Raw genomic sequence first — 26,558 nt, 5'->3', positions numbered from 1 at the left:
CGTCACACATTCTCGCGCGCCGCCGTCGTCGACGAGGCGGGCGGTCAATCCAACCCTTCGAGCCGCGATTTGCCGAGCTCCGCCTTCAGCACGAAGACATTGGCCACGGCCACCTGCTCCCCCTCCTCGAGCCCGGAGACGATCTCGATCGCCTCATCGTCGCTCGCGCCCGTCTCGACCTTGCGCTTCACGAAGCCCTCGGGCGTACGCACGAAGACGACCGTCTCGCCCTCGAAAGCGAGCAGCGCCGCGCGCGGCAGGCGCAGGCGCGCCGGCTTCTCCTCGAGCGCGACGCGCGCCGTCATCGCCGTGCCGGGACGAAGAGCGAAATCCGCATTGGCGAAAGAGGCGACGGCGCGGCCGGAATGCGTCTCGTGATCGAGCATGGGGCCGATGAAGACGATGCGGCCCATGGCCTCCTCCTCGCCGTCATGCGAGAGGCGCACGCTCTGCCCCTCGCGCGCCGACGGCAAATCGGCGATGGCGACTGCGATCTCGGCGAAGACAGTGGACAGATCGGCGACGACATAGAGTTGCACATCGCCGCCGACCGGCTGGCCGAGATCGGCGCGACGCTCGATCACCTTGCCCGAGGACGGCGCGCGAATCTCCTTGCGGCGCAATTCGCCGACCGGCTGGCCCGGCAGAGCAGCGATCTCGGCTTCCGAAAGATCGAGCGCGGCGAGTTTCTGCCGCGCCAGCTCGACGCGGAGCCTCGCCTCCTCATAGGCGCCGCGGGCTTTGAGAAAGCTCTGCTCGGCGGCGATTTTCTTGTCGAACAGCCCCTTCTCGCGCTGGAACAGCGCCGATTGCAGATCGAGCGCCACTCTGGCGGCGAGATAATCGCTCTTGGCGTCGGCGACCTCGCGGCTGTCGATGATGGCGATCACCTCGCCTTTCTCGACCGGATCGCCGAGCCGCTTGCGCAATTCGGCGACGGCGCCGACGACTTTCGCGGCCACGCGGCCGATGCGGTCGGGATCGACGGCGACGACGGCCGGCGCGACGACGGTCCGCGTCAGCACGCCCGGCGCCGCCGCGACCGTCGTGATCTTGGCGGCCCCGATCTGCTCGGCCGTCAATTTGACCAATCCATCCGCGCGCTTGGCGTCGGACGGTTCCGCGGCTTTCTCGCCGGCGGCGAACAGCGCGCGAAAAGGCGCGGAAATTTGCGGAAACAGCGAGCCGAGCATGGCGCTCGCCAGCAGCGCCGCGCCGATAGCCGCGCGCGAACGCGGCGAATTAGAACGGCTCCAAACAGGAAGAACGCTCGGCCGCCGCTCCCCCGCGTCGGTCGGAACGACGTTCGATACCGCCAGTCGGCGGAAAAAATGGGCCAAGTCTCTCAGTCGCATCTCGAGACTTCTTTAACTCGTATGGCCGGCCGCGTCCACGCCAGAGCGCTGGAAAAACGGGCGCCTCGCCTGTTTCTCGAACAGACGGGGCGCAAACGAAAAAAGCCCGGCGCGATGCGCCGGGCTCTTCTCCCCGAATCTCGATAAGATCAGTATTTCGCGATCACCGGAGCCGGCGCGCCGAACAGATTGAAATGATAGTTCAGGCCGACGCGAACGGTGTGGAAGTGGTTCTCCACGCCGCGCTGGCTGACCAGCAGCGCCGCCGGGAAGGTCGGGACGCCGATCGCATTGCCGCGCTCGAGTTCCGTATAGAGATACTCGACCTTGGCCGACCAGTTCGGCAGGAACGCCCATTCCACGCCGCCGCCGGCGGTCCAGCCGGTGCGCGTGCCGTTCTCGGAGCCGAAAGCGGCGAAGCCGGCGCCATCCGCATAAGAGAAGGTCGTCGAGCCCTCGCCATAGGCGAAGCCGCCCGTGCCATAGACGAGCAGGGTCGGCAGAACGGCGTAGCCGACGCGGCCGCGCACCGTGCCGAACCAGTCGAGACGCTGATTCGCGGTCACGCCGGACGGCAGCAGGCCGAAGCCGAAGCCGCCGGTGGAGCCCTTCAGATCGGCGCCCTGGAAATCGGCCTCGAGGCCGACCACGAAGCCCGTGCCGGCGAACTGATGATTATAGCCGATCTGAACGCCGCCGAGCACGCCGTCGGCGTTGGAGGCGCCATAGGACCAGGCCGAAACCGGCAGCAGGCCGAAGGACGACAGGCCGCTGACATTGTTATTGTCGGTCCAGCCATAGCCGATGTTCACGCCGGCGTAGAAGCCGGTCCAGCTGAAGGCGGGCGCGACCGGAGCGACGAAAGCGGGCGCGGCCTTCTGCGACGGAAGGTCGGCCGCGAAAGCCGGAGCGGAGGCGATGGCCAGCGCGAGCGCGCCGACGGCGGAAAGAGTTTTCATAGGTTCCCTCACTGGATCAGTGCGGCCGTCGCTTGTGTCCGCTGCGCCCCCCGACGCCGGGACCGAGCGACCGCTCGGTGTTGCCGATCGAGCGTGGTCTACGCCTCGGCCCAAAGCCACGTCAACGCTGTCTGCGCCAATTTGCTTCGCCAACGTCCGATTTCATTATGATTGTGACATATCCGTCACATCGAATACGCTCTGAGAGAATCTATGCTTGACATCTTCAAAAGCACGAACCTCAGCTTCGCCGAATCGCGGCAGGAGGGATTTTGAACAAAATATTCAAGTTGTTGATCATCGAGGCAGCGCCGCCCGCCAGGGCGCGGGCGCGGAGGCCGCCGCCGCGGACGACGATCCCCGCCGAAGCTGGAACATTGAATATGAACAAGTGTTTGAAGGTCAGTCGTAGCGCGATGATAGCATCGAAGATGAATATTCGATCCCGAGCAGCGCGCTTCCGTCGCCTGAGAACGACTCTTCTTTCAATGACTTGCTCGCCACTTCAGGAGCCGCCCCGCTCCCTCCGCAGCCGTTCCCAATAATCGAGCCGCTTGGCGATCTCGCGCTCGAAACCGCGCTCCACGGGACGGTAGAAGCTCCGCCGGCCGAGCGATTCGGGCCAGTAATCCTGGCCGGAGAAGGCGTCGGGCTCGTCATGGTCATAGCGATAGCCCTCGCCATAGCCTTCGCTCTTCATCAATTTCGTCGGCGCGTTGAGGATGGTCTTGGGCGGCATGGGCGAGCCGCTCTCCTCGGCGAGGCGGCGGGCGGCCTTGTAGGCGACATAGCCCGCGTTGGATTTGGGCGCGGTCGCCACATAGAGAACGGCCTGCGCGAGGGCCAGCTCACCCTCGGGACTGCCGAGAAAATCATAGGCGTCCTTGGCGGCGTTGGCGACGACCAGCGCCTGCGGATCGGCGAGGCCGATATCCTCGACCGCCATGCGGACGATTCGCCGCGCCAGAAACAGCGGATCTTCGCCCGCGACCAGCATTCGCGCGAAATAATAGAGGGCGGCGTCCGGGTCGGAGCCGCGCACGCATTTGTGCAGCGCGCTGATGAGATTGTAATGGCCCTCCTGCGCCTTGTCGTAGATGGGCGCGCGCCGCTGCACGATCTCGGCGAGCCGCGCGCGGTCGAAAACCTCGCCCTCCCCCGCCGCGCGCCAGACGTCCTCGGCGAGGGTCAGAGAGGCGCGGCCGTCGCCATCGGCCATGGCCACGAGAGCGGCGCGCGCGTCCTCGTCGAGCGGCAGGGGCTTTCCCTCGGCCTGCTCGGCCCGGCGCAGCAGCTTTTCGATCGCCTCGGCGCCCAGCGATTTGAAGATCAGCACGCGGGCGCGCGAGAGAAGCGCGGCGTTGAGCTCGAAAGAGGGGTTTTCCGTCGTCGCGCCGATCAGCGTGACAGAGCCGTCCTCCATCACCGGCAGGAAGGAATCCTGCTGGCTGCGATTGAAGCGATGAATCTCGTCGACGAAGAGCAGCGTCCCCTGCCCCATGGCGCGGCGCGCGCGCGCCGCCTCGAAGGTCTTCTTCAAATCGGCGACGCCGGTGAAGATCGCCGAAATCTGCACGAAGGCGAGATCGGTCTCATGGGCGAGAAGCCGCGCCACCGTCGTCTTGCCGGTGCCGGGCGGCCCCCAGAAGATCAGCGAGCCGATCGAGCCCGAGCGGATCGCGCGCGTCAGCGCCCCGTCCGGGCCGAGGAGATGGTCCTGGCCGGCCACCTCCTCCAGCTTTTGTGGGCGCAGGCGGTCGGCGAGCGGATGCGGCGCGTTGCGATCGAGCCCGGCGGCGGCGAACAAATCACTCATAGCCCGCTATTATAGCGGATCGCCCGCGGTCGCGCCCGGTCCCTTGTTCGTAATTTCCGAACCTTTACCTTCGCCGGCCCTGTTTAACCGGCGGTTAACCATTCGGGGAGTATTACGATTCTGTAAAATTTTCGCGACCCTCCCTGTTCTCTCGTGGCGTTCTTTCTAGTGGCGTCCTTTCTGGTGGCGTCTCGGCGGCGTAGGGGCCTCATCTTTCAAACACAGGTCGATCACATGCGCACTATCGCATTCGTCACGCAGAAGGGCGGCGCCGGAAAGAGCACGCTCGCAAGCAGCATCGCCGTCGCCGCCAGTTGCGCGGGCGAGCGTGTTTTCATTATCGATTTGGATCCGCTCCAGTCATTGGTCAAATGGTCGAAGGCGCGCGAGGCGACCGACGTGCCGGTCGAGCATGTGCCGCCGGCCAAGCTCGGCAAGGCGCTCGCCGCGCTCGAGAAGAAGGGCGTCACCCTCGTCGTCATCGACGCGCCGGGCGCCGACAGCGAATATTCGGAGGCCGCCATTCGCGCCGCCGATCTCTGCATCATCCCGGCCCGCCCCAATGTCTTCGATCTGTGGGCCTGCGAGCTGACCCGCGCCAGCATCAAGGACAAGAAGAAAGAATACGCCTTTCTTCTCAACCAGTGCCCGCCCGCCCAGCAGAACGCCCGCGTCGACCAGGGCGCGCAGGCGCTGCAGGCGATCGGCGCGCTGCTGTCGCCGCTGGTCTCGGCGCGCGTCGACTATCAGGAGGCGGCCCGCCTCGGTCTCGGCGTCTGCGAGCTCAATCCCGAGGGCGTCGCCTCTCAGGAGATGCGCGAACTCTGGCAATCGGTGAAGCGCCGCCTCAAGAAGGGCGTCGCCGCGCCGGCCGCCAAGGCCGAGCCGAAGGTCGAGGCCAAGCCTGTGGCCAAGGCCGAAACCAAGGTCGAGGCCAAGCCGGCCGCCAAGGCGGAAGCGAAGCCCGCCGCCAAGGTGGAGGCCAAGCCCGAAACCAAGGCGGAGACCAAGCCTGCGGCAAAGGTCGAAACCAAGCCGGCCGCCAAGGTCGCCGGCAAGATCGCGCCCAAGCAAGAGCCGGCTCGCAAGCCGGCCGCCGCCGCGGCGCCGGCCCCTGCGGCGGAAAAAGCCGCCAAGCCGCAGGCCAAGCCCGCGGTCAAGAAAGCGGCGTGAGAACCAAGGCGAACCGCGCGGCTTTCACGCGCGGTTCCTCCCCGGAGCGTCAGCCGATTTCGACGATCCTGGCGCTGTGATGAATGACCTCGACGCCATCGCCGACGCTCTTGCCGAGCAAGGCCTTGGCGAGCGGGGCGACATAGGGGATGAGCCCCTTGGCGGGATCGGCCTCGTCTTCCCCGACCAATCGAAAGCTCTGACGCTTGCCGCTCTCGTCCTCGATGACGATGCGATGGCCGAAGCGCGCCTGCTCGTGATCGGGAATGGGCCGCACGATCTCCGCGCTCGCCCGCCGCGCCGACCAATAGCGAAAATCGCGCGCCGCCCGCGCCGCCGCGGCCTTGTCGTCCTGCGCCTGCGCGGCCTCGAGCTCCTTGTGCAGGCGCGCGAGCTCCGCCTCGATCAGCGCGAAGCCCTCGGGCGTGACGAGATTGCGATGTGGGCTGATCGGACGATCGGGAAGCTCCATGCGGAGCTCGTCGTCGTCCTGTTCCTTGGTGAAGGCGCTGCTCATTTCGTCACGTCCTATCCGACGCTGCGAGAATCGCCGATCTCGATCACCAGCCGGCCCCTGATCTTGCCGGCGACGATCGATCGCGCATGGTCGAGCGCCTGCGCGAAAGGCGCCGTCTGCGTCATCCGCGCGAGAATCCCCTTGTCGAGATCGCGCGCCAGCCGCTCCCAGCCCCTGCGCCGCAGCGGCAGATTGGGCCGCACGCTTTCGACGCCGATGAGGGAGACGCCCCGCAGGATGAAGGGCGCGACCGTCGTCGGCAGCTCCATTCCCTGCGCATTGCCGCAGGCCGCGACGACACCGTCGATCGACGTCTGCGCCAGCACATTGGCGAGCGTGACCGAGCCGACAGTGTCGACGCCCCCCGCGAAACGCTGCTTCTGCAGCGGCTTGCCGGGGATGGAGAGCTCGGCGCGGTCGACGATCTCGGCCGCGCCGAGAGTCTTGAGATAGGCCTCCTCCTCGGGGCGTCCAGTGGAGGCGACGACGCGCCAGCCGAGCGCCGCCAGCAGCGCCACCGCCACCGAGCCGACGCCGCCCGCCGCGCCCGTGACGACGACCGGCCCGCGCGAGGGCTCGAGGCCTCGGCCCTCGAGCGCCATCACGCAGAGCATGGCCGTATAGCCGGCGCTGCCGATCGCCATGGCCTGCGCCGGCGTCAGCCCCTCCGGCAAAGGGATCAGCCAATTGCCGCTGACGCGGGCGCGCTGCGCGAAGCCGCCGTAATGCTGCTCGCCGAGCCCGCAGCCGCCGGCGATCACAAGATCGCCGGGCGCAAAATTCGGATGGCTCGAGCGCGTGACGACGCCGGCGAAATCGACGCCCGGAATCATCGGGAAACGCCGCACCACCGGCGCCTTGCCGGTCACGGCGAGCCCATCCTTGTAGTTTACGGCGCTATGCGTGACCGCGACGTCGACATCGCCGTCCATCAGCTCGCTCTCGTCCATTTCGAGATAGGCGGCGCGATAGCCGGCCTCGTCCTCGTCGATGCGTATGGCGATGAAAGCGCTCACTGCGGCCCCCTTTCCGTCGCGGCGCGCAGCGCCGCAGCCTTGTCGAATACGTAGAGACTTATGTAAACAGAAGGTTTCTGAAGCGAGACATTACAAAAGATTAAGTTGCTTTTTGGCGCTCGCGAACGAAATCTGTGAGCGTCAAGTCCACCCAATCCCCCAGGTGAACGCACATGAAGAAATATCTCCTCATCGCCGCCGCCGTGGCCGCTCTCTCGCTCCCGCTCTCGGCCGGAGTCTTTGCAGAGCCGGCTCCCGGCGAGCATCATCATCACCAATTCTCGGCGGAGGATCACGCCGCCTTCACCGACGCCAAGATCGCCGCTCTGAAGGCCGGCCTCAAGCTCACCCCCGCCCAGGAGAAGAACTGGCCGGCGGTGGAAGCCTCGCTGCGCGACATCGCCAAGGCGCGCGCCGCCCGCTTCGCCGAGGCCAAGGACAAAATGAAGGAAGTCCGCGAGCATCGCAGCGTGATCGAAGGCCTGCAGTGGCGCTCCAAGGCGCTCGCGGCGAAAGCCGCCGAGACGGAAAAGCTCGCCGAAGCGGCCAAGCCGCTCTTCGACAGCTTGGACGACGCCCAGAAGCGCCGCTTCGCCGTGCTGCTGCATACGATCGCCAAGGGCCCGCATCACGGCCATGAATGGGGCGGTCCGCATGAAGGCCCCGAGCACGACTGACGCTCTGAAACAGCCTCGGAAAGCTCGCTAGCCATGACGCCCCGCCGGCTCGACGCCTGCGGGGCGTTTTCGCCTCAATAGGCGCGCTCGACGCAGAAATCGACGACCTCGAGCAAGGCCGACTTCCACGGCGAGGCCGGGAAAATCTCCAGCGCGTCGCGCGCGATCGCGCCATAATGGCTCGCGCGCTCGACCGTGTCCTTGATGGCGTCGTGCTTTTTCATCAGCGCGCAGGCGGCCTCGACGTCGCCGTCGTTGATCTCGCCCTTCTCCAGCGTGCGGCGCCAGAACTCGCGCTCCGTCTCGCTGCCGCGGCGGAAGGCCAGGACGACCGGCAGAGTGATCTTGCCCTCGCGGAAATCATCGCCGACATTCTTGCCGAGCTTGGACGATTGTCCGCCGTAATCGAGCGCGTCGTCGATGAGCTGGAAGGCGATTCCGAGATTCATGCCATAGCTGCGGCAGGCCGCCTCATCGGCCTTGGAGCGGCAGCTCAGCATCGGCCCGACCTCAGCCGCCGCGGCGAACAGCTCCGCCGTCTTGGAGCGGATGACCGCCATATAGGCGTCTTCCGTCGTCTGCGTGTCCTTGGCGGCGTTGAGCTGCAAAATCTCGCCTTCGGCGATGACGGCGGCCGCCGTCGAGACGACGGAGAGGCAGGAGAGCACGCCGGGCTCCACCATCATCTTGAAGGCGTGGCCGAGCAAAAAATCGCCGACGAGCACACAGGTCTCATTGCCCCACAGCATTCGCGCCGCGATCTTGCCGCGGCGCATGTCGCTCTCGTCCACCACATCGTCGTGCAGCAGAGTGGCGGTGTGCATGAATTCGATGCCGGCGGCGAATTTGATGTGGCCGTCGCCCTCATAGCCGCACATTCCGGCGGTGGCGAGCACCAGCATCGGCCGCAGGCGCTTGCCGCCCGCAGAGATGAGATGATTGGCGACCTCGGGGATCGTCGTCACATCGGAGCCCGTGCGCTGCAGGATCAGCTGGTTGACGCGCTGCAGATCGGGGCCGATCAGCGAAAGCAGATTATCGAGGCCGGCGGACTTTTTTTCCTTGTCCTCCAGCGGTATGACGATGCCCACGTAGACCCCTTTGGCTTGTCTTGGAATGCTGGGGCGAACTTAAGGCTTCGGAGCGCGCGCGGCAAGCCAGGGGAGCGAGCCCTCCCCTGGCCGATCCGACGCTGTTCTGCGTGAGAATTCAGCATCCGTTCCGGCGCTCCAAGGTCTGGAGCTGCCGAACCCGTCGGGCATCGGCGCCGCTCAGCCGGCCATAGGGCGGAAAGCAGCCCCCGCCGAAAACCGAGCGCCCGCGCGTGGTCTGGAAGCAATGCCCGGCGCGCGCATAGATGGCGTTGCGTTCTCGCCAGAGCTGGTCGCAGGAAGCGCCCGATTGCGCGAGTGCGGGCGCCGGCGCGCCGATTTCCGCAAAGGCCGACAAGATCGCCCCTGCGGCGAGAATACGGATCATGGCGTTCATTGATTTCATCGCATTTCCTCCTCGACGACCACGCGACCGGGCTCCGGTCGCGCGACCCGATCAGTTCAGGCCGTTTCCAAAAGAGCTGAAGCCGATTGCTCGTTGCGAGAACTCGCTCTCGATACGAGAGCTTGCTCGATGCGAGAAGCTGTGACATTTTTTCAGTGCGATGAACGTTTCCCGCGCATGAACGTTCCCCCGAACACAATGGAGAAACGGTCGGAGGCCGCCGCCTTTCTCGGCGGACGCTTGCGTCTGCGCCAAATGCCGCGCGGCCACCGGGCCGGAACCGACGCCGTGCTTCTCGCGGCGGCGACGCCGGCGCAGACGCGCGGGCTCATTCTCGACATCGGCGCGGGAACCGGAGCCGTCGGACTCGCCGCGGCGCTGCGCGCGCCCGCCGCTACGCTCGGCCTCGTCGAGATCGATCCGGAGTCTTGCGCGCTGGCCCGCGAGAATATCGCGACGAACGCGCTCGCGGCGCGCATCCGCGTCCACGAGGCCGATCTCCTCTCGATCGCGGCGCGGCGGGCCGGCGGGCTCGAGAATGAGAGCGCCGAGGTGCTTCTCACCAATCCGCCCTATCTCACGCCGGGCCGCGCGCGCGTCTCGCCCGATCCGCGCCGCGCGCTCGCCCATGTGAGCGCGGACGGCCTCGAGCCCTGGCTGCGCGCCTGCCTCGCGCTGCTGCGGCCGGGCGGGCTCTTCGTCATGATCCACCGCGCCGACGCGCTCGCGGATTGTCTCGCGAGCGTCGGAACGCGACTCGGCGCGCTCGCCCTGCTGCCCGTCCTCCCGCGCGAGGGCGAGGCCGCGACGCGCATTCTGCTGCGCGGACTCAAAGGCTCGAAAGCGCCTTTGTCGCTGCTTCCGCCGCTCGTCCTGCATGAAGCCGACGGCGCCTTCACGCCGCGCGCAGCGGCGCTCAATCGCGGCGAGGGCGAGCTGTTCTGAACGCGCGCGAAGCGCTGCGACGACACACTATTCGGCCGACTTGCGAGCGGCGTCGCGCAGTGGTGTAATCCGCCCGGCGAAGGGGCGAGTTCCATGGCGAAACGAAGCGTCGTGATCGCGATCGGCATCGAACGGTCGGGCAAGCTCCCGCGTCTCCCCGGCGCCACGCGCGGCGCGAAGGATTTCGCCGCATGGGCGATGGAAAACGCCTATGAGGTCGCGCTCTTCACCGACGAGGGCGGCAAGGAGGTCACTTTCGACGCCATTCGCTCCAAGGTGGAGGAATTCGTCGACGCGCTCGACGTCGGACGATTGATTCTGTTCTTCGCGGGACATGGTTGCGCCTCGGCGGCGGAAACCATGTGGCTGCTGTCGAAATATGATCGACGCAGCGACGAGGTCGTCGGCGTCGAAGCCTCCGAGAGGCATGCGCGCCGCTGCGGGATCGATCAAGTGTCGTTCATCTCGGACGCCTGCCGCAATTCCGTTCCCGGCCAGCCCTTCTTCACGCCGCGCTCGCTGTTTCAAAGACAGCAGCGCATCGCGACGCCCGCGCAATGGGACCATTTCGAGGCGGCAGACATAGACGGGGCGGCGCAGGAAGTGGCCAAGCCGGCGACCGAGACCGAGCCGGCCGAACATTACGGAGTCTTCACCAGCTGCCTGATGGAGGCGCTGAAGGGAAATGTCTCGGCCGCTTTCGCCCGGCCGCGAGGCGAAGGCCCCTGCGTCACCTCCGCCAGTCTCGCGACCTTTCTGGAGAAAGCCGTCGCCTATGAAACCGATCTGCTCGCAGGCGCCCGGCCGCAGCGCGTGGATGCGAACTCCGGCTGGCGGGAGCCGAACGACGTCTATGTCTCCTTTCCGAAGGGCCATATCATATTGTCGACCTCGCCGCTGGACCGCAAGGAGCGGGGCTTCGAGATTCATCATTTCCGCCTCGACGCGCCTTCGGAGCGGGGATCGCTCGAGAGCTGGACGCCGCCGCGCCCAAAGTCCCGCAAGAGCGTCGCCTCCGATCGCATCCGCCGGCTGCGCGAACGCTCCAATGGCCGCCTGCGTCGCCGCCGCGCCAAATTCGCGGCGGCGGAGGGGCGCGCCTCCTTCGAGACGCATGTCGGCGTCACTGTGATCGGATCGTCGATCGCGCGCGTCGCCACCCGGCCCGAATATTGGCGCTTCTCGGACGGCGGCGCCGATCAGATCGCGGTGCGGACCGAGGTCCCAGCCACGCTTCTCCTCGAGACGGCGGAAGGCGATTTCGTCGCCGTGCTCGTGGTTCCGGGCTTCGTCGCGACGCTCGTCGTCGAAAAGGGCGCGGCGGCGAGCCTCTCCTACGCGCCGTCGGTCAATGGCGGCTTTGCGCGCGCCTGCGATCTCTATCGCGAGACGATCACGCCCGCGGTTCATCGCCTGACCGCCGAAATGGAAGCGAAACGCACGCCCGACGCAAATGCGGTGATCGCTCTGCTCGACGCGCTGCGCGCCGCCGGCGTCGTCGATCCGGGCGCCGGCGTGCTCACCGCTCACGCGCTCGAGCAAGCGGGACGCATCGCGGAAATTCGGGAGCTGGCGCAATTCTTCGCCGCGACGCCGGACGAATATGGACGCGGCCCTATCGGAACGCCGTTCGACGTCGCCTATCTCGCCGATAGCGAAGCCGCCGCCGTCGGCGCCTTTCCGCTGCTGACGAAAGGCTGGGCCTATCTCGAGCCCGATGATTCCCGTGTTTCCCGCATTGTCCTGGAGGCGCGCCGGGGATTGAAGCCATCGCTGTGGACGACATTCGACGCTGCGGCCGGAGCGATGCTCGCCGCGGAGATCGACGAGGGGAGGCTCGCTTGAAAACCTTGGTCTTCGTGCATGGAATGCGTCAGGAGAATCGCTCTCCCGACGATCTGCGACAAGAATGGCTCGACGCGCTCGAGGCCAATTGGCGGCGGCAGGGGATCGCGCGCCCCGACTTCGAATTGCGTATGCCCTATTACGGCGACACGCTCGACCGCCTCACACGCGGGGTCGGGGCCGACGGCAAGACCGTCGTCGCGCGCGGCGACGCGCCGCTGCCGAGCCTCGCCGCCGATCTGCTGCAGCAGATCGGCGACCGCGCCGGACTCGATCCCGCGGACATCGCCGCGGAATCGGGACAGACGGTCATCGACAGAGGAATCGCCAATCAGCAATGGGCGCAAGGAATCGCGCGAGCGCTCGGGCGAAAGGCGCCCTGGCTCGGCCACGCCGCCCTTCCCTTCGTCGAGCAGGTCGACGCCTATCTCACCAATCAGCACGCGCGCAAAGCGGTCGACGACATCGTCGGACCGGACCTGCGCGGCGCCGAGCGCGTCATCGTCGCCCATTCGCTCGGAACGATCGTCGGCTACCGCCTGCTCACCGATTTCGGCGTCGCGAGCGCGGTCGAGCTTCTGGTCACGCTCGGCTCGCCGCTCGGCATCGATCTCGTGCGCGAATATCTCAAGCCGCCGCGATTGAATCGGCCGCCGGGCGTGCGCGCATGGCTCAATGGCGCCGATGTGCGCGACTATGTCGCGCTCTATCCTGCGCTCGACAAAGACAGCTTTTGCGACGGCGTCGAAAATTTGACCGATATCGCCAATCGCCAGGACGATCCCCATGCGATCGTCGATTATCTCACCGATCCCCGCATCGGCGAGCGCATCGCCCGCGCGCTGGCCTGACCGGCCGGCTCAGGCGGCGAGATCGGCCACCACGGCGTCGAGCACGGGAAACCCTTCCGAGCTCACGCGGATGCGATTGTCGCGGGTCAGCTCGACGAGCCCGTCGCCGATCAGCTCGGCGACGCGCGATTGCGACAGCTTCTTGCCGGTGAGGGCGAAGAAGCGCGCCGGATCTATCCCCTCGCGCAGGCGCAGGCCCATCAGCAGAAACTCATCGCCCTCCTGCTCCGCGGAGAGCAGATCGTCCTCGACGAGGCCATGGCCCTCCGTCTCGACGCAGGTGAGCCACATTTCCGGGTGCTTCTCGGTGGCCTGGGCGCGGCGGCCGCGCGGCGTGATGAGCCGCCCATGCGCGCCGGGGCCGACGCCGGCATATTCGCCATAGCGCCAATAGACGAGATTGTGCCGGCATTCCGAGCCGGGCCGCGCGTGGTTGGAGACCTCATAGGCCGGCAGGCCGGCGCGGGCGGTGACCTCTTGCGTGACGTCCCAAAGCGCGCGCTGCGTGTCGACGTCGGGCAGATCGAGCTTGCCGGCGTCCACCATGCGCTCGAACATCGTCTCCGGCTCTATGGTGAGCTGATAGAGCGAGACATGCTCCGTCACGCGCCCCAGAGCGAGCTCCAGCTCCTTGCGCCAGGCCGCCGGCGTCTGCTGCGGACGGGCGTAGATGAGATCGAAGGAGGTGCGCTCGAAAATCTTATTGGCGACATCGAGCGCGGCGAGCGCCTCCGCCACCGAATGCTGGCGGCCGAGCGCGCGCAATTCTATGTCGTTGAGCGCCTGCACGCCGAGCGAGGCGCGATTGACGCCGGCCGCCTTGAAGCTGCGGAAGCGCGAGGCCTCGACGCTGGTGGGATTCGCCTCGAGCGTGACCTCGACATCGGCGGCCATCGGCCAATGATCGGCGATCGCTCGGAGGATCGCCTCCAGCGTGGATGGGAGCATCAGCGAGGGCGTGCCGCCGCCGAAGAACACCGAGCGCACCTCGCGTCCCGGCGCCAGAGCGGCGCGATGGGCGATCTCCGTGCGAAAGGCGTCCACAAAGCGATCTTCATCGACCTCGCCCTTGCGGACGTGGCTGTTGAAGTCGCAATAGGGGCACTTCGACAGGCAGAACGGCCAGTGCACATAGACGCCGAAGCCCGGGTCGAACGCGTTTCGAATCGTCGCAGCCATGGGGGCTTTATGCCACGCCAGGCTCAGAAGGTCACGCTGTCCCGATGATGAAGTGAGCCGCCTACTCCGCCAGGGGCAGGGTGAAGCGGAGCACGGTCCCGCCGCCGTGGTTCGGCTCCGCCCATATTGTCCCGTAATGGGCCTCGATGATCGAGCGCGACAGAGCGAGGCCGACTCCGAGCCCATGCGCCTTGGTCGTCTTGAATGGCTCGAACAGCCGCGCTCTCGACGCTTCGGACATGCCGGGCCCGGTGTCGGCGACGTCGATGCGGATCATGCCCGCATCGACCGCCGCGGTGGAGATGGTGAGCCGCCGGACCTCGACCGCGCGTAGCGCCTCGATCGCATTGCGGACGAGATTGACGATCACCTGCTTCAGCTGAACGGCGTCTCCGATGATCGTGTCATGCTCGGCCTGTAGGTCGAGGACGAGCCGGACGTCGGCGTGGCTCGCGGTCGCCGAGGTGAGCTCACATGCGGCCCCGATCAGAGCGTGGAGACGCTCGCGCGTCTTGTTCGGCTCACTGCGCGCGATGAACTCACGCATATGCCGAATGATGCCGCCGGCGCGCAGGACCTGGCCACAAGCCCGCTCCAGCGCCTCCTCCGCCGCTCTCGCGCGGCTGTCGCTCATTCGCGCGATGGTGCGCCTCGCGGCGTTCAGATAGGCGGCCGTGGCGGTCAGCGGCTGGTTGATCTCATGAGCCAGCGTCGTCGCCATGCCGCCCATGGCGAGCAGCCGGTCGCTGTGCAGCTGGCGAATTCGCGCTTCGGCTCGGCGGCGCTCCGTCAGATCTTGAACGCAGATCACGAAATGCCGGCGAAGACGCTCGAGCCCGATCTCGCTGACCGCGCATTCGACCGGCACCGTCGAGCCGTCCTTGTGGCGCCAGCCGAATTCGCGCCGCCTTTCGAAATAGCCGCGATCGGCGATCTTCAAGAGATCGACCGGCCGACGCCGGCGCGAGCCGCGACCACGCTCGAGCAGCAGGCCGATGCTCTCGCCGAGCAGCTCCTCCAGCTTATAGCCGAACATCGCCGCAGCGGCCGGATTGGCCAATGTCACCTCGCCGTTCTCGTCGACCGTGATGATTCCGTCGCTGGCGCTCCCAATCGTGGCGCGAAGCCGGACCTCGCTCTCGCGAAGCGCCTGTTCGGCGCGCCGGCGGCCGTAGCTCTCGATCGCTCTCCAATGGCCGCCCCGCCGCACCAGCGCGCAGTCGTGACTGGACAAGACCTCGCAGGTCTTCGTCGTGTCGCAAGCCGTGACGGAATAAGTGCAGAGCGCGATGATGCGCGAGGAGCCGATGAGGGGATCGACCTGATCCTCGTAATGGACGAAATCCTCCCATTCGTCCTCGTTCAGCCAGGACGTGTCGCCGGAGACGCGCATCCCTTCGAAGCCGCGCGCCAAGGCCGCCTCATATCTGCCGCTCCAACCGAGGCACACCCGGCCGGAGTCGAAATTGTCGGTGAGCTTGTACCAGTCGCGGAAGTCGAGAATTTGTACCCGCCCCTCGTCGAGAAGGACGGGCAACTGCGGAACCGCCTTCTGCAACGCCTCGATCGCTCGGCTCCGGCTGATGGTCTCCGAGGTGATCCACATGCAGAATTCGTTCGACGCTAGGCCGGCGGCGAAATAGGGAACCAATATCTCCAGCAGCTCGGAATCGCTCTCGTAGAACTGACAGAGATGCGCCCCCCAGGGGACGTCCCCCAGCCCTTTGATTCCGGAGGGTCTCAGCTGTTCGCGGTTCGCTCCTGTCAGCGTGACGGTGGCCTTCAGTGCGCGTGCGGCGTGGAAGTTCATCGTTGTTCCTGGAACTCGCCTGTATTTTTATGAAATATAACATTTGGCGCCCATTATGCGAGGGCTAACCACTAAGTATAAACCGAAATTGCCACGAAATTGTCGAGTTTCAGCCGCAAGTTTCGCCCGTTTAGCCCTAGCTTTATTTCTTTCCTCTCGCGACGCCCGACCGACCAACGATAAGCGACGCTCCCGCAGAAAGCTTGAAACGAACCGATAAGACGTTAATTGCCGGGCGAGCCGCGGCGGTTCTGCTCGCCGCCACACGTCGGCTCCGGCCGCTCGCTCCAGCCGACGAATCTCGAGGCATGACCTATTTCCTTGGCTTTTACGGCGTGTGGCTCGCCAGCGCCTTCATCGTCGGCGCCCTCTCGGGCTTCGCCAGCCTGCGCCGCGAGGGCGACGACCCGGTCCTGCTGCGCGAGAGCGATTTCTTTTTCGGCATGGCGCTCTGCCTCGTCGTGATCTTCGCGAAGGCGACGCTCGGACGGGCGGCTCTCTATTTCGAGGGCGCCTTCGCGCTCTTTGCGGCTTTTCTCGCCGGCGTCGGCGCCATCTGGCTGGCGTCGGGGCCGATCGCGCGCGGACGCATCGGCTGGCGGATCGGCGCGGGGGCGGTCGCGCTCATGGCGGTCGTCGCCAATGGCGAGGCGGCGGGCGGCCTCGAGGCCGCGCTCGGGCATCATCTCGGCTCGCTGGCGCAGCGCGAGGGCGGCGATCCGCTGAGTTTGGAGGTGAGCGGCCGCGACGTCTTCCTGCCCGCCGACGCGCCCCGGCATGGGGCGCTGGCCGAGCGGCTGGCGGGCGCCGCCGGCGTGCGGACGGTCTGGCGGGTGGACTCGCTTTCGTCACAGGCCGCTCGACAGCGCGAGGGGGCGCAGGCCGCGGCCGCCGCCGAAGAGGCCGCGCATCATGCCGCCGAACGCGCCTGGACGCAGCGCGAGCAAGAGCGCGTCGCCGCTGCGCTCGCCGCCCGGCCGCGCGCCGCCGAGGCCGCGCCCGTCCCCGCCAAAAAGGGCCGCAAGGAGAAGATCGCGGAGGGCCGCTCCATAGAGCGTCCGGCGTCCGCCGCCGTGGAGCCGCCCGCTGCGCTGGCCTGGAACATTCCGAAGGATCCGACGCTGCCCGAGCCGGCGGGGCCGAGCCTGCCGCAGCCAGGAGCCGAGGCCGAGGAGTCCTCGCCCTGCCGCGCGGCGCTCACGGCGCTGGCGGCCTCGGAGAAAATCCGCTTTTCGGCCAAGAGCGCGGCGCTGGGCGCGGGAGCGGAGAAATTTCTCGCCCGCCTCGCCGGATCGTTGAAGCAATGTCCGGATGCGGTCCTCGACCTGCGCGGCCATTCGGATTCGGTCGGCTCGTCCGAGGACAAAAACGTCTTGTCGCAGCGCCGCGCGCGCGTGGTCTTCGATCATCTGCGCCGCCTCGGCGTCGCGCCCGAGCGGCTGACGAGCGCCGGCGTCGGCGACGAGCAGCCGATCCTCGCGGGCGAGGACGCGACGAGCCGGGCGGAGAATCGACGCGTGGAGATTCTGGTGCGCTGACGCGCGTCCCTCGCAGAGCTTCGCCACGAACCAGGGCATCGCCGCTTCGATCGAGTCTTTGAAAAATATGACGGAGCCTCGCATCGACGCCGTTGTCGCCGGGGGACAAAAGTAAGATGGAGGGTTCCGCGCCGAGAACCGAATCTTGGGCCCAACTCTCGAGGAGGGTCGGATCACGATCCTCGGCCGCCGGCGACTCGCTTGCGAGTCAGGCGAGGCAGGCGCGCGCCAGAGCCTGAAAGGCGCGCGCGCGATGCGAGAGCGCGCGCGAGCCGTCGCCCGGCAGCGCGTGCTTTTCGGCCGACATCATCTCGCCGAAAGTGCGATCCAACCCGTCCGGCAGGAAGATCGGATCATAGCCGAACCCCTTCTCGCCGCGCGGCGGAAACACCAGCACGCCATCGACGCGGCCCTCGAACTCTTCCACATGCCCATCCGGCCAGACGATGGCGAGCGCGCAGATGAAATGCGCTGTGAACGGCGCCGCCGCGCCGCGCTCTTGCAGCTCGCGCTCGACGCGGCGGATGGCGGCGGCGAAGTCGCGATCATCGCCGCCCCAGCGCGCCGAATAGACGCCCGGCGCGCCATCCAGCGCATCGACGCAGAGACCCGAGTCGTCGGCGAAGGCCGGCAGGCCGGTCGCCGCGCAGGAGGCGCGCGCTTTCAAGAGCGCATTGCCGGAGAAGCTCGTCTCCGTCTCCTCGGGCTCCGTCACGCCGAGCTCGCCGGCGGAGACGGCGTCGACGCCATGCGGCTCGAGCAGCTGGCGCAGCTCCCAGAGCTTGCCGGGATTATGCGTCGCGATGACGAGACGACCTTCGATTCTGCGCGTCACGCCAGCGCCGCCTTCTGCAATTGCACCAGCTTGTCGATGCCGCCGCGCGCCAGCGTCAGCATGGAGCCGAGATTATCCTCGGAGAAAACGGCGACTTCCGCCGTCGCCTGCACCTCGACGAGCCCGCCCGCGCCGGTGATGACGAAATTGGCGTCGGTCTCGGCGGTCGAATCCTCCGCATAATCGAGATCGATGACCGCTTCGCCATTGCAGACGCCGCAGGAGACGGCGGCGACATGATCGCGCAGCGGATTGTCCTTGATGATGGAACGCGAGCGCATCCATTGGAAGCAGTCATGCAGCGCCAGCCAGGCGCCGGTGATGGAGGCCGTGCGCGTGCCGCCATCGGCCTGGATGACGTCGCAATCGACGACGATCTGACGCTCGCCCAGCGCCGGCAGATTGGTGACGGCGCGCAGCGAGCGGCCGATGAGGCGCTGTATCTCCTGTGTGCGGCCCGACGGCTTGCCGGAGCTCGACTCGCGGCGCGTGCGCGTATGGGTGGCGCGCGGCAGCATGGCGTATTCGGCCGTCACCCAGCCGCGCCCCTGCCCGCGCAGCCACGGCGGCGGCTTGTCCTCGAGCGTCGCGGCGCATAGGATATGCGTGTTGCCGAATTTGACGAGGCACGAGCCCTCGGCGTAGCGGGCGACGCCCCGTTCGAAGCTGACGGGACGCATTTCGTCTGGCGCGCGTTTGCTCGGCCGCATGAAGGCTCCTTGCTAGAGAAGCGGCCTTACTAACGCGGTTCGGCCGCGAGTGGAAGCCGGGCGGCCTCCGTCCCGAAATTGCGAGAAAAAGCTTCGAGCGATGACAAAACGCCACTCCCGCCTGCCCGACGAGATCGCCGACGCCTTTGATTTTCAAGCGAAGGCGTGCCGCGATCTCGCCTCGCCATTCGCCGCCGCGCTCTGCGAGACGCTCGCCGCCAGGCTCGACGAGCGCAGCGCCTTCGGCCGCAGAATTTCTTCCTGGGGTCCGCGCGCCAAGGCCGATGCGCTGGCGCTGCGCGCTTGCGGCGCGCTGCATTTTCTGGCGCGATCGGGAAAGGCGCCGGAGTTGGCCGCCGCTTACCCACCCGATGCGCTCGACGAAGCGCGGCTCGCGCGCGAGATCGCCCGCGCGATAGAGGCGCATGACGATTTTCTCGCGGGCTTTCTCGATCGTCCGCCGCAGACCAATGAAACGGGCCGCTCCAGCGTCATTCTGGGGGGCGCGCTGATCGTCGCCGCGGCGACGGGCCTGCCGCTGGAGACATTCGAGATCGGCGCCAGCGCCGGCCTCAATCTGCATTTCGATCGTTATGCCTATGATCTTGGCGTCGGCACTTTCGGCGATCCTTCCGCGCCGCTTCGCCTCGCCTGCGATTGGCGCGGCGCGGCGCCGTCGCTCGACGCGCCTTTGCAGATCGTCTCGCACGCCGGCTGCGACGTCGATCCGCTCGATCCGGGCGAGGCCGAGCATCGCGCGCGACTGCTCGCCTATGTCTGGCCGGATCAGAGCGAGCGCCTCGCGCGCATGGAGACCGCGCTCGCTTGCGCCGCCGCACGGCCCGAGCGCGTCGAGCGCGCCGACGCCGGCGATTGGCTCGCGGCGCGGCTTGCGGCTCCACCCACGCGCAATGTCGCGCGCTTCGTCTATCACACGGTCGTCTGGCAATATTTGCCGCTCGAGACCAAACGCCGCGCCACTGCCGCGCTCGAGGCGGCGGGCGCCACAACGAGCCGCGAGACGCCGCTCGCACGGCTGCAAATGGAGGCTGACGGCGACACGCGCTCCGCCGCGCTCACGTTGACGCTCTGGCCGGGCGGCGAGAGCCTTGCGCTCGGCCGCGCGGATTTTCACGGGCGCTGGGCCGAGTGGAGCGGCGTCGTTCCGCATCGGCTCGCATAGCTCGCGGCTCCCGCGCATCCATGCGGCGGCGCATCGCTTTTCCATACTTGCGCGCGCGCCAAACTGGTGGGAGCATCGACCTCGACGGAGCCGACAAGGTTTCCACTCGCCGGCGCCGGGAACGGGAGCGGGACATGAGTGAAACGAGAACGTCCGGCGCGGCGCGAGCCGAAGGCGCGCGCATGATCGCGCTGGTCGGCCCTTTTCAGAGCGGCAAGACCAGCCTCTTCGAATGTCTGCTCGCGCGTTGCGGCGCCGTGCAACGACAGGGCTTCGTGCGCGACGGCGCGACGGTCGGCGACGCGTCGCCGGAAGCGCGCGCCCATGCGATGAGCGTCGAATGCAATATCGGCCGAGCCGATTATCTCGGCGACCGCTACACTTTCGTCGATTGTCCCGGCTCGGTGGAATTCGCCGATGAGCAGCGCCGTGCGCTCGCCGTCGCCGACGCCGCCATCGTCGTCGCCGAATCCGATCCGCGCAAGCTGCCGGCCTTGCAGCTCGTGCTGCGCGCGGTGGAGGAGGCGCGCGTTCCGCATTTTCTGTTCCTCAACAAGATCGACGCCGCCGCCGGCAATCTGCGAGAGTCTCTCGCTCTGCTGCAGACGGCCTCGCGCACGCCGCTGCTGTTGCGGCAGATCCCGCTGTGGAACAATGGCATCGCCGTCGGCTTCATCGATCTCGCGCTGGAGCGGGCCTATGTCTATCGCGAGCACGGGCCCTCGCAGGTCGTCGCCATGCCCGATGGCGAAACCGTGCTGGAGAAGGAAGCGCGCTATTCCATGCTGGAGCGTCTCGCCGATTACGACGATGCGCTGATGGAGGAATTGCTCAGCGACATAGAGCCGCCGCGCGACCAGATTTTCGACGATCTCGCCAAAGAGCTTCGCTTCGGCCATGTCGCGCCCGTGTTCATCGGCGCGGCGGAGCGCGGCGCCGGCGTGACGCGGCTGCTGAAAGCGCTGCGCCATGAGGCGCCCGGCGTCGCCGCGACGCGGGCGCGGCTCGGAATTGCGGACGCCGGCCCCGCGCTCGCCCATGTGTTCCGCTCCATCCATACGCCGCATGGCGGCAAGCTGTCGCTGGCGCGCGTGCTGCGCGGCGCCTTCTCGGACGGACAGCAGGTGATCGGCTCCTCCGGCGCGGAGGAGAAGATCAGCGGCGTCTCCTCGCTGCTCGGCGCGATGACGATGCGTCAGCCGAAAGCGGAAGCGGGCGAGACCGTGGCTTTCGGCCGGCTCGATGGGATCGCCGCCGGCGAAGCCGTGCAGGACGCCCGCGCCGGCGCCCCGCAGGCGCCGGCGCCGCTCGCGCCGACGCGTCCGGTCTATGGGCTGGCGCTCTCGGTCGGCGACCGCAAGGACGAGATGCGTCTCGCCGCGGCGCTGGCCAAGCTCATCGACGAGGACCCGTCGCTGGTCTTCGTTCAGGATCAGGCGCTCGGCGAGATGAAGCTGCTCGGCCAGGGGGAGATGCATATTCGCGTCGCGCTGGAACGGCTCGCCACGCGCTATGGCGTGACCGTCGCCACGCACGCGCCCGCTGTCGGCTATAAGGAGACGATCCGCCATGCGGTGAGCGTGCGCGGGCGCCACAAGAAGCAGTCGGGCGGCCATGGCCAGTTCGGCGATGTGGTGCTGGAGGTGTCGCCCCGCAGGCGCGGCGAAGGCTTCGCTTTCGCCGAGCGCGTCCATGGCGGCACTGTGCCAAAACAATACTTCTCCTCGGTCGAAGCCGGCTGCCGGGACGCGCTGGCGCGCGGGCCGCTCGGCTTCCCTGTGGTCGATGTGGAGGCGGTGCTGGTCGACGGCTCCTATCATAGCGTCGATTCCTCCGACATGGCCTTCCGCACGGCGGCGCGCCTCGGCATGATCGAGGCGCTGGGCAGAGCGGAGCCGGTGCTGCTCGAGCCCATGCTCGCCGTGGCGATATTCGCGCCGAGCGAGGCGGTCTCCCGCGCCACCGGCATTGTTTCGGCCCGGCGCGGGCAGATATTGGGCTTCGGGCCGCGCCCGGAATGGGACGGCTGGGACGCGCTCGACGCGCTCATTCCGGAGGCGGAGATCGGCGATCTCATCGTCGAGCTGCGCTCGGCCACCTCGGGCGCCGGATTTTTCGAGGCCCGCTTCGATCATCTGACCGAAATGGTCGGGCGGCAGGCGCATGAGGTGGTCGCCGCCCGCAGCGCGGCGAGCCATTGAAAGGCGCTCCTCCGCTTCACTCCGGGACAGGCGCCTTGTGGCGCGGTTCTTGATCGGCACAGGCGACGATGAAGCATTGTCCCATTTTGACAATGCTCGCATTTGGTCCCATCCGATTGGCGGATCGAAGGCGAGCGGGCTAGCGCCCTGCAAACCGGAGACGGCGGCGATCTCTACTGGAATGAATATACATGCAGGCTGAGACCGCTACGGAATTCGTGACTCTTCGGTCGCGGAGCGAGCGGCTGTCGCGCCCGTCCGGCATAGAGGGCGCGGGAGATTTGCCGTGGGGCACGCATTTCTGCCAGTTCTACGAGGACGTCGACGATCTTCTCGACATCGTCGCTCCCTATTTCGCGGCCGGCATCGCCGCCAATGAGCGCTGCTTGTGGATCGCCGCGCCGCCATTGACGGTCGCCGCCGCAAAGGCGCGCCTGGCGACGCTCGTTCCCGATCTCGAGGCCGATATCGCTCGCGGCCGCATCGACATAGTATCGAGCGACGAATGGTATCTTCGTACCGGCAAAATAGACTGCGATCGTGTGCTGAACGATTGGCGAGAAGCCCATGATGCGGCGCTTCGCGACGGTTTCGACGGGCTGCGCGCCTGCGGCAACTCTTTCGAATTCGATCCCTCCCACTGGCCGCTCTTCATGGCTTATGAGAGCGGGCTCGGAGACTTGCACGGCTCGTTCCGCATGATAACGCTCTGCGCCTATTCGCTGCGGCTGATCGGCGCTCCCGAAATCGTCGAGGTGATCGCCCGGCACGAATTCGCGCTGATCCGCCGCGGCGGCCGCTGGGAGACGATCAAGAGCCTCGACTATGAGCGCGCGCGCAAGGCGCTGCGGCAGAGCGAGGAGCATTTTCGCCTGCTCGCTGAGGGCGCGCCGTCCTCGGCGATCTTCTCGCTGGACCGGCAAGGCCTCATCGTCGCCTGGAGCGAGGCGGCCGAGCGCATCACCGGCTGGAGCCGCGACGAAATTCTGGGCCGCCGCCTATCGATCCTGCATTCGGCCGACACGCAAGAGGAACTGAGCGCTCTCGCGGAGCGCGGCGTCGTCAAGCGAATAGAACCGCGCCGGCGCCGGGACGGCTCGATCTTCCCGGCCGAGGAGCTGATCGCCCCGCTGCGCGACGATTCCGACAATCTCTACGGCTATGCGGCGATGATCAGCGATCTCAGCGAGAAATCGCGCGCCGAGCGGGAGCGACGGGCGAGCGAGGCGCGCCTGCGCGCGATCGTCGAAGGCGCGGGCGACGCAATCGTCATCATCGACGGCGACGGCGTCATTCACGCCGTCAACTCCGCGGCGACGCGGCTCTTCGGTTATGCGGCGGCGGAGGCGATCGGGCGATCGGTCGACATGCTGTTCCCGGAGCCGCTCCACGACCCGCGTTTCGCGACGCTGGGCGCCGAAGGGGCGGCGCCCGCCGAGGCCGAGCCAGAGCGTATCGGCCGCCGCAAGGACGGCTCGCTGTTTCCGCTGGAGCTCTCCGTCAGCGAGGCGGCGCATGACGGCGAGCGGCTGCTGGCGCTATTCCTGCGCGATCTCACCGACCGGCGTCGCGCCGAGGCGCAAATGCGCAAGCTGCGTTCCGATCGCCTCGACCTGATGGCGCAGATGGCGGCGAATGTCGCGCATGAAATCAATCAGCCGCTATCGGCCATCGCGACCTATCTGAGCGCCGCCCGGCGCGTGCTGCGCCGCAACGCGGAGGCGGCGAGCGATCTCGACCCCATTCTCGACAGCGCCGTCGCGCAAGTGACCCGCGCGGCGCAGATCATCAGCCAATTGCGCGGCTACGTCACCCGCGCCGAGCCGGACAAGACGCAGCAGCGGCTGCACGACATCATCCGCGACGCCTGCGCCTCCACCGACATGGCGCGCAGCAATGTCAAGGTGACGACGACGCTCGATCTCGACGCGGCGGACGACGCCGTCATCGTCGATCGCGCTCAGATTCGGCAGGCGCTGATCAATCTGAAGCGCAATGCGCTCGAAGCGATGCAGGGCGCCGACAAGCGCGAGCTCGTGATCTCGACGCGTCTCATCGAGGGCGGGATGATCCGCACGGACATCATCGACACGGGCGCCGGCCTCGCCGACGATTTGCTGAATGAGCTGTTCGAGCCCTTCACCACGACCAAGATGCACGGGCTCGGCGTCGGCCTGCCCGTCTCACGCGCGATCGTCGAAGCGCATTACGGGAAGTTGTGGGCGGAGCAGAATCCCGGCGGCGGCGCGCGACTGAGCTTCACCCTGCCGCTCGCCGACGAGAGGTCGGAGGAGCCGGCCGAAGTAGTATGATTCTTTCGCCCGCAGGCGGAGCGAGGCGGCGCGCGGCGATCAGCGAGACGGCGCTCACAGAGGAAGCGCGCTCGAGCGGGGCCGCTCGAGCGCGAAGAGCGTCAGGCCAGATACTGGCCGCCATTGATGGTCAGCGTCGAGCCGGTGATGAAGCCGGCGTCGTCCGAAGCCAGGAACACCACGGCGCGCGCGATCTCCTCCGGCTCGCCGAGGCGGCCGACGGCGATATAGGGGATGATGTGCTTGTCGAGCACGTCCTGCGGCACGGCCTTCACCATCTCCGTGGCGATATAGCCGGGCGCGATGGCGTTGACGGTGACGCCCTTGGAAGCGCTCTCCTGCGCCAGCGCCTTGACGAAGCCGATGTCGCCGGCCTTGGAGGCGGAATAGTTCGTCTGGCCGGCCTGGCCCTTCTGGCCATTGATCGACGAGATGACGATGATGCGGCCGAAGCCGCGGTCACGCATGCCGTTGATGACCGGGCGCGTGACGTTGAACAGCGAGTTGAGGTTGGTGTCGATCACCGCGCGCCATTGCGCCAGCTCCATCTTGTGGAACAGACGATCCTTGGTGATGCCGGCGTTGTTCACGAGCACATCGACCGCGCCCAGATCCTTCTCGATCTGCGCAATGGCGGCGGCGCTGGCGTCATAGTCCGACACGTCGAACTTATAGACCGGAATGCCGGTCTCCGCCTTGAACTTGTTCGCCGCCTCGTCATTGCCGGCGTAGGTCGCGGCGACATTATAGCCGGCGGCCTTCAACGCCTTGGAAATCGCCTCGCCGATGCCGCGCGTGCCGCCCGTCACAACCGCTGTTCTGCCCACCTCGTCCTCCTTCATCGAATTTTCAAAGAATCGGACCGCGAGCCTTCAGAGGCGCGCGGTCCTTTTATATTTAGCGCTCGATCGTCAGGGCGACGCCCATGCCGCCGCCGATGCAGAGCGTGGCGAGGCCGCGCTTGCCGCCGCGGCGTCCGAGCTCATAGAGCAGCGTCGTCAGAATGCGCGCGCCCGAGGCGCCGATCGGATGGCCGATGGCGATGGCGCCGCCATTGACGTTGACGATCGCCGGATCCCAGCCGAGGTCCTTGTTCACCGCCAGAGCCTGCGCGGCGAAAGCCTCATTGGCCTCGACGAGATCGAGGTCGGAGATCTTCCAGCCCGCCTTCTCCAGCGCCTTGCGCGAGGCCGGGATCGGGCCGGAGCCCATGATCGACGGGTCGACGCCGGCGGTCGCCCAGGAGGCGATGCGGGCGAGCGGCGTGAGGCCGCGCTTGGCCGCTTCCGCCGCCGTCATGATGACGAGCGCCGCCGCGCCGTCATTGAGGCCGGAGGCGTTGGCCGCCGTCACCGTGCCGTCCTTAGTGAAAGCCGGCTTCAGCTTGGCGACGCCCTCGAGCGTCACGCCATGCTTGATGTATTCGTCCTGATCGACGATCACATCGCCCTTGCGGGAGGAGACGGTGAAGGGAACGATCTCGTCCTTGAACTTGCCGGCCTTCTGCGCCGCCTCGGCCTTGTTCTGCGAGGCGACGGCGAAAGCGTCCTGCTCGGCGCGGCTGATCTGCCACTTGGCCGCGACATTCTCCGCCGTGATGCCCATGTGGTAATTGTTGAAGGCGTCGGTGAGGCCGTCGACGATCATCGTGTCGACGAACTTCACATCGCCCATCTTGGTGCCGGCGCGCATGTGCGCCGAGTGCTGCGACAGCGACATGGACTCCTGGCCGCCGGCGACGACGATGCTCGCGTCGCCAGACTGAATCTGCTGAGCGGCGAGCGCCACCGCGCGCAGGCCGGAGCCGCACACCTGATTGATGCCGAAAGCGGTCTTGTCCTGCGGCACGCCCGCCTTGATGGCGGCCTGACGCGCGGGGTTCTGTCCCTGCGCCGCGCCGAGGACCTGACCCAGGATCACCTCGTCGACGTCGGCGGCCTCCAATTTGGCGCGCTCGATAGCGGCCTTGACAGCGACCGCGCCCAATTCATGGGCGGGCGTTGAACCGAAAGCTCCGTTGAACGATCCCACAGCAGTGCGCGCCGCGGAAACGATCACGATCTCCGTCGTCATATCGTTCTCCTGATTGGTCGGGCCGGCGCCGGCGGACGCCGCTCGCGCACGTTGAGCATTTTGAGT

The 26,558-nt window shown here is 67.1% G+C and carries 22 protein-coding genes; 9 read left to right on the top strand and 13 right to left on the bottom strand.

The features are described from left to right. Positions 1-44: 44 nt before the first annotated feature. From KP010_RS12160 to KP010_RS12150, 3 genes are all read right to left on the bottom strand, one after another. A complete protein-coding gene (locus KP010_RS12160) occupies positions 45-1,355 on the bottom strand; it encodes an efflux RND transporter periplasmic adaptor subunit (RefSeq protein ID WP_253203611.1) in 1,311 nt (436 codons plus the stop codon). Between the two features lie 149 nt (positions 1,356-1,504). Continuing rightward, complete coding sequence (locus tag KP010_RS12155; RefSeq protein WP_142863107.1) at positions 1,505-2,314, bottom strand: outer membrane protein; 810 nt, start codon at positions 2,312-2,314, stop codon at positions 1,505-1,507. 505 nt (positions 2,315-2,819) lie between these two features. After that, positions 2,820-4,130 (bottom strand): replication-associated recombination protein A, encoded by a 1,311-nt coding sequence (locus KP010_RS12150; protein WP_142863108.1) that lies wholly within the window; start codon positions 4,128-4,130, stop codon positions 2,820-2,822. Positions 4,131-4,364: 234 nt separating this feature from the next. On the opposite strand from KP010_RS12150, the gene KP010_RS12145 reads away from it, so the two are divergent. Beyond that, entirely contained in the window at positions 4,365-5,303 is a 939-nt protein-coding gene (locus tag KP010_RS12145) for an AAA family ATPase (RefSeq protein WP_142863109.1), read from the top strand. A gap of 49 nt (positions 5,304-5,352) precedes the next feature. Here KP010_RS12145 and greA read toward each other — a convergent pair whose 3' ends face one another. Next, positions 5,353-5,820 carry a transcription elongation factor GreA gene (gene greA / locus KP010_RS12140; RefSeq protein WP_108918309.1) on the bottom strand — a complete coding sequence of 156 codons (468 nt, stop codon included), beginning with the start codon at positions 5,818-5,820 and terminating at the stop codon, positions 5,353-5,355. Positions 5,821-5,831: 11 nt separating this feature from the next. Next, complete coding sequence (locus tag KP010_RS12135) at positions 5,832-6,836, bottom strand: MDR family oxidoreductase (RefSeq protein WP_216280917.1); 1,005 nt, start codon at positions 6,834-6,836, stop codon at positions 5,832-5,834. Between the two features lie 173 nt (positions 6,837-7,009). Between KP010_RS12135 and KP010_RS12130 the strand changes: the two genes are divergently transcribed. Beyond that, complete coding sequence (locus tag KP010_RS12130) at positions 7,010-7,513, top strand: Spy/CpxP family protein refolding chaperone (protein ID WP_108918307.1); 504 nt, start codon at positions 7,010-7,012, stop codon at positions 7,511-7,513. Positions 7,514-7,587: 74 nt separating this feature from the next. On the opposite strand, the gene KP010_RS12125 is transcribed toward KP010_RS12130, so the two are convergent. Beyond that, positions 7,588-8,598 (bottom strand): polyprenyl synthetase family protein, encoded by a 1,011-nt coding sequence (locus KP010_RS12125; RefSeq protein ID WP_371824234.1) that lies wholly within the window; start codon positions 8,596-8,598, stop codon positions 7,588-7,590. Between the two features lie 124 nt (positions 8,599-8,722). Beyond that, entirely contained in the window at positions 8,723-9,010 is a 288-nt protein-coding gene (locus tag KP010_RS12120) for a YARHG domain-containing protein (protein WP_142863112.1), read from the bottom strand. Between the two features lie 177 nt (positions 9,011-9,187). Between KP010_RS12120 and KP010_RS12115 the strand changes: the two genes are divergently transcribed. The 3 genes from KP010_RS12115 to KP010_RS12105 all read left to right on the top strand — a co-directional run bounded on the left by KP010_RS12115 (position 9,188) and on the right by KP010_RS12105 (position 12,651). Beyond that, entirely contained in the window at positions 9,188-9,955 is a 768-nt protein-coding gene (locus KP010_RS12115; RefSeq protein WP_246659856.1) for a tRNA1(Val) (adenine(37)-N6)-methyltransferase, read from the top strand. A 93-nt stretch (positions 9,956-10,048) separates the two neighbouring features. Further along, a complete protein-coding gene (locus KP010_RS12110; RefSeq protein WP_216280916.1) occupies positions 10,049-11,800 on the top strand; it encodes a caspase family protein in 1,752 nt (583 codons plus the stop codon). Next, positions 11,797-12,651 (top strand): hypothetical protein, encoded by an 855-nt coding sequence (locus KP010_RS12105; RefSeq protein WP_142863114.1) that lies wholly within the window; start codon positions 11,797-11,799, stop codon positions 12,649-12,651. The genes KP010_RS12110 and KP010_RS12105 overlap by 4 nt, the downstream gene beginning before the upstream one ends. A 9-nt stretch (positions 12,652-12,660) precedes the next feature. Here the strand turns inward: KP010_RS12105 and hemW are convergent, their stop codons facing one another. Next, positions 12,661-13,830, bottom strand: coding sequence for a radical SAM family heme chaperone HemW (gene hemW, locus KP010_RS12100; RefSeq protein WP_142863115.1), 1,170 nt, complete (start codon positions 13,828-13,830; stop codon positions 12,661-12,663). 61 nt (positions 13,831-13,891) lie between these two features. Continuing rightward, the gene (locus KP010_RS12095) at positions 13,892-15,640 is read right to left on the bottom strand and encodes an MEDS domain-containing protein (protein ID WP_142863116.1); all 1,749 of its coding nucleotides are present in this window, start codon (positions 15,638-15,640) and stop codon (positions 13,892-13,894) included. Positions 15,641-15,948: 308 nt separating this feature from the next. Here KP010_RS12095 and KP010_RS12090 point away from each other — a divergent pair, with 308 nt between their 5' ends. Continuing rightward, the gene (locus KP010_RS12090; protein WP_142863117.1) at positions 15,949-17,178 is read left to right on the top strand and encodes an OmpA family protein; all 1,230 of its coding nucleotides are present in this window, start codon (positions 15,949-15,951) and stop codon (positions 17,176-17,178) included. A 208-nt stretch (positions 17,179-17,386) separates the two neighbouring features. Here KP010_RS12090 and rdgB read toward each other — a convergent pair whose 3' ends face one another. Together rdgB and rph are read right to left on the bottom strand one after the other, a co-directional pair. Then, entirely contained in the window at positions 17,387-18,013 is a 627-nt protein-coding gene (rdgB, locus tag KP010_RS12085; protein WP_142863118.1) for an RdgB/HAM1 family non-canonical purine NTP pyrophosphatase, read from the bottom strand. Continuing rightward, entirely contained in the window at positions 18,010-18,723 is a 714-nt protein-coding gene (gene rph / locus KP010_RS12080; protein WP_142863119.1) for a ribonuclease PH, read from the bottom strand. Before rph ends, rdgB begins: the two co-directional genes overlap by 4 nt. Positions 18,724-18,823: 100 nt before the next feature. Here rph and KP010_RS12075 point away from each other — a divergent pair, with 100 nt between their 5' ends. The 3 genes from KP010_RS12075 to KP010_RS12065 all read left to right on the top strand — a co-directional run bounded on the left by KP010_RS12075 (position 18,824) and on the right by KP010_RS12065 (position 24,419). Then, positions 18,824-19,906, top strand: a complete 1,083-nt coding sequence (locus KP010_RS12075) for a DUF2332 domain-containing protein (protein ID WP_142863120.1) — start codon at positions 18,824-18,826, stop codon at positions 19,904-19,906. 134 nt (positions 19,907-20,040) lie between these two features. Next, positions 20,041-22,107 (top strand): elongation factor G, encoded by a 2,067-nt coding sequence (locus KP010_RS12070; protein ID WP_216280915.1) that lies wholly within the window; start codon positions 20,041-20,043, stop codon positions 22,105-22,107. 191 nt (positions 22,108-22,298) lie between these two features. Next, on the top strand, positions 22,299-24,419 hold the full coding sequence (locus KP010_RS12065; protein ID WP_246659857.1) for a PAS domain S-box protein: 2,121 nt from the start codon (positions 22,299-22,301) through the stop codon (positions 24,417-24,419). Between the two features lie 101 nt (positions 24,420-24,520). Here KP010_RS12065 and phbB read toward each other — a convergent pair whose 3' ends face one another. Both phbB and KP010_RS12055 read right to left on the bottom strand, forming a co-directional pair. Then, complete coding sequence (gene phbB, locus KP010_RS12060; protein WP_216280914.1) at positions 24,521-25,246, bottom strand: acetoacetyl-CoA reductase; 726 nt, start codon at positions 25,244-25,246, stop codon at positions 24,521-24,523. A gap of 70 nt (positions 25,247-25,316) precedes the next feature. Further along, entirely contained in the window at positions 25,317-26,492 is a 1,176-nt protein-coding gene (locus KP010_RS12055) for an acetyl-CoA C-acetyltransferase (protein ID WP_166141998.1), read from the bottom strand. Positions 26,493-26,558 lie beyond the last annotated feature (66 nt).

It is taken from the genome of Methylosinus sp. KRF6, assembly GCF_018887255.1.
GTDB classification, from domain to species: Bacteria; Pseudomonadota; Alphaproteobacteria; order Rhizobiales; family Beijerinckiaceae; genus Methylosinus; species Methylosinus sporium.
This window is presented reverse-complemented; position numbering and strand designations above follow the sequence as displayed.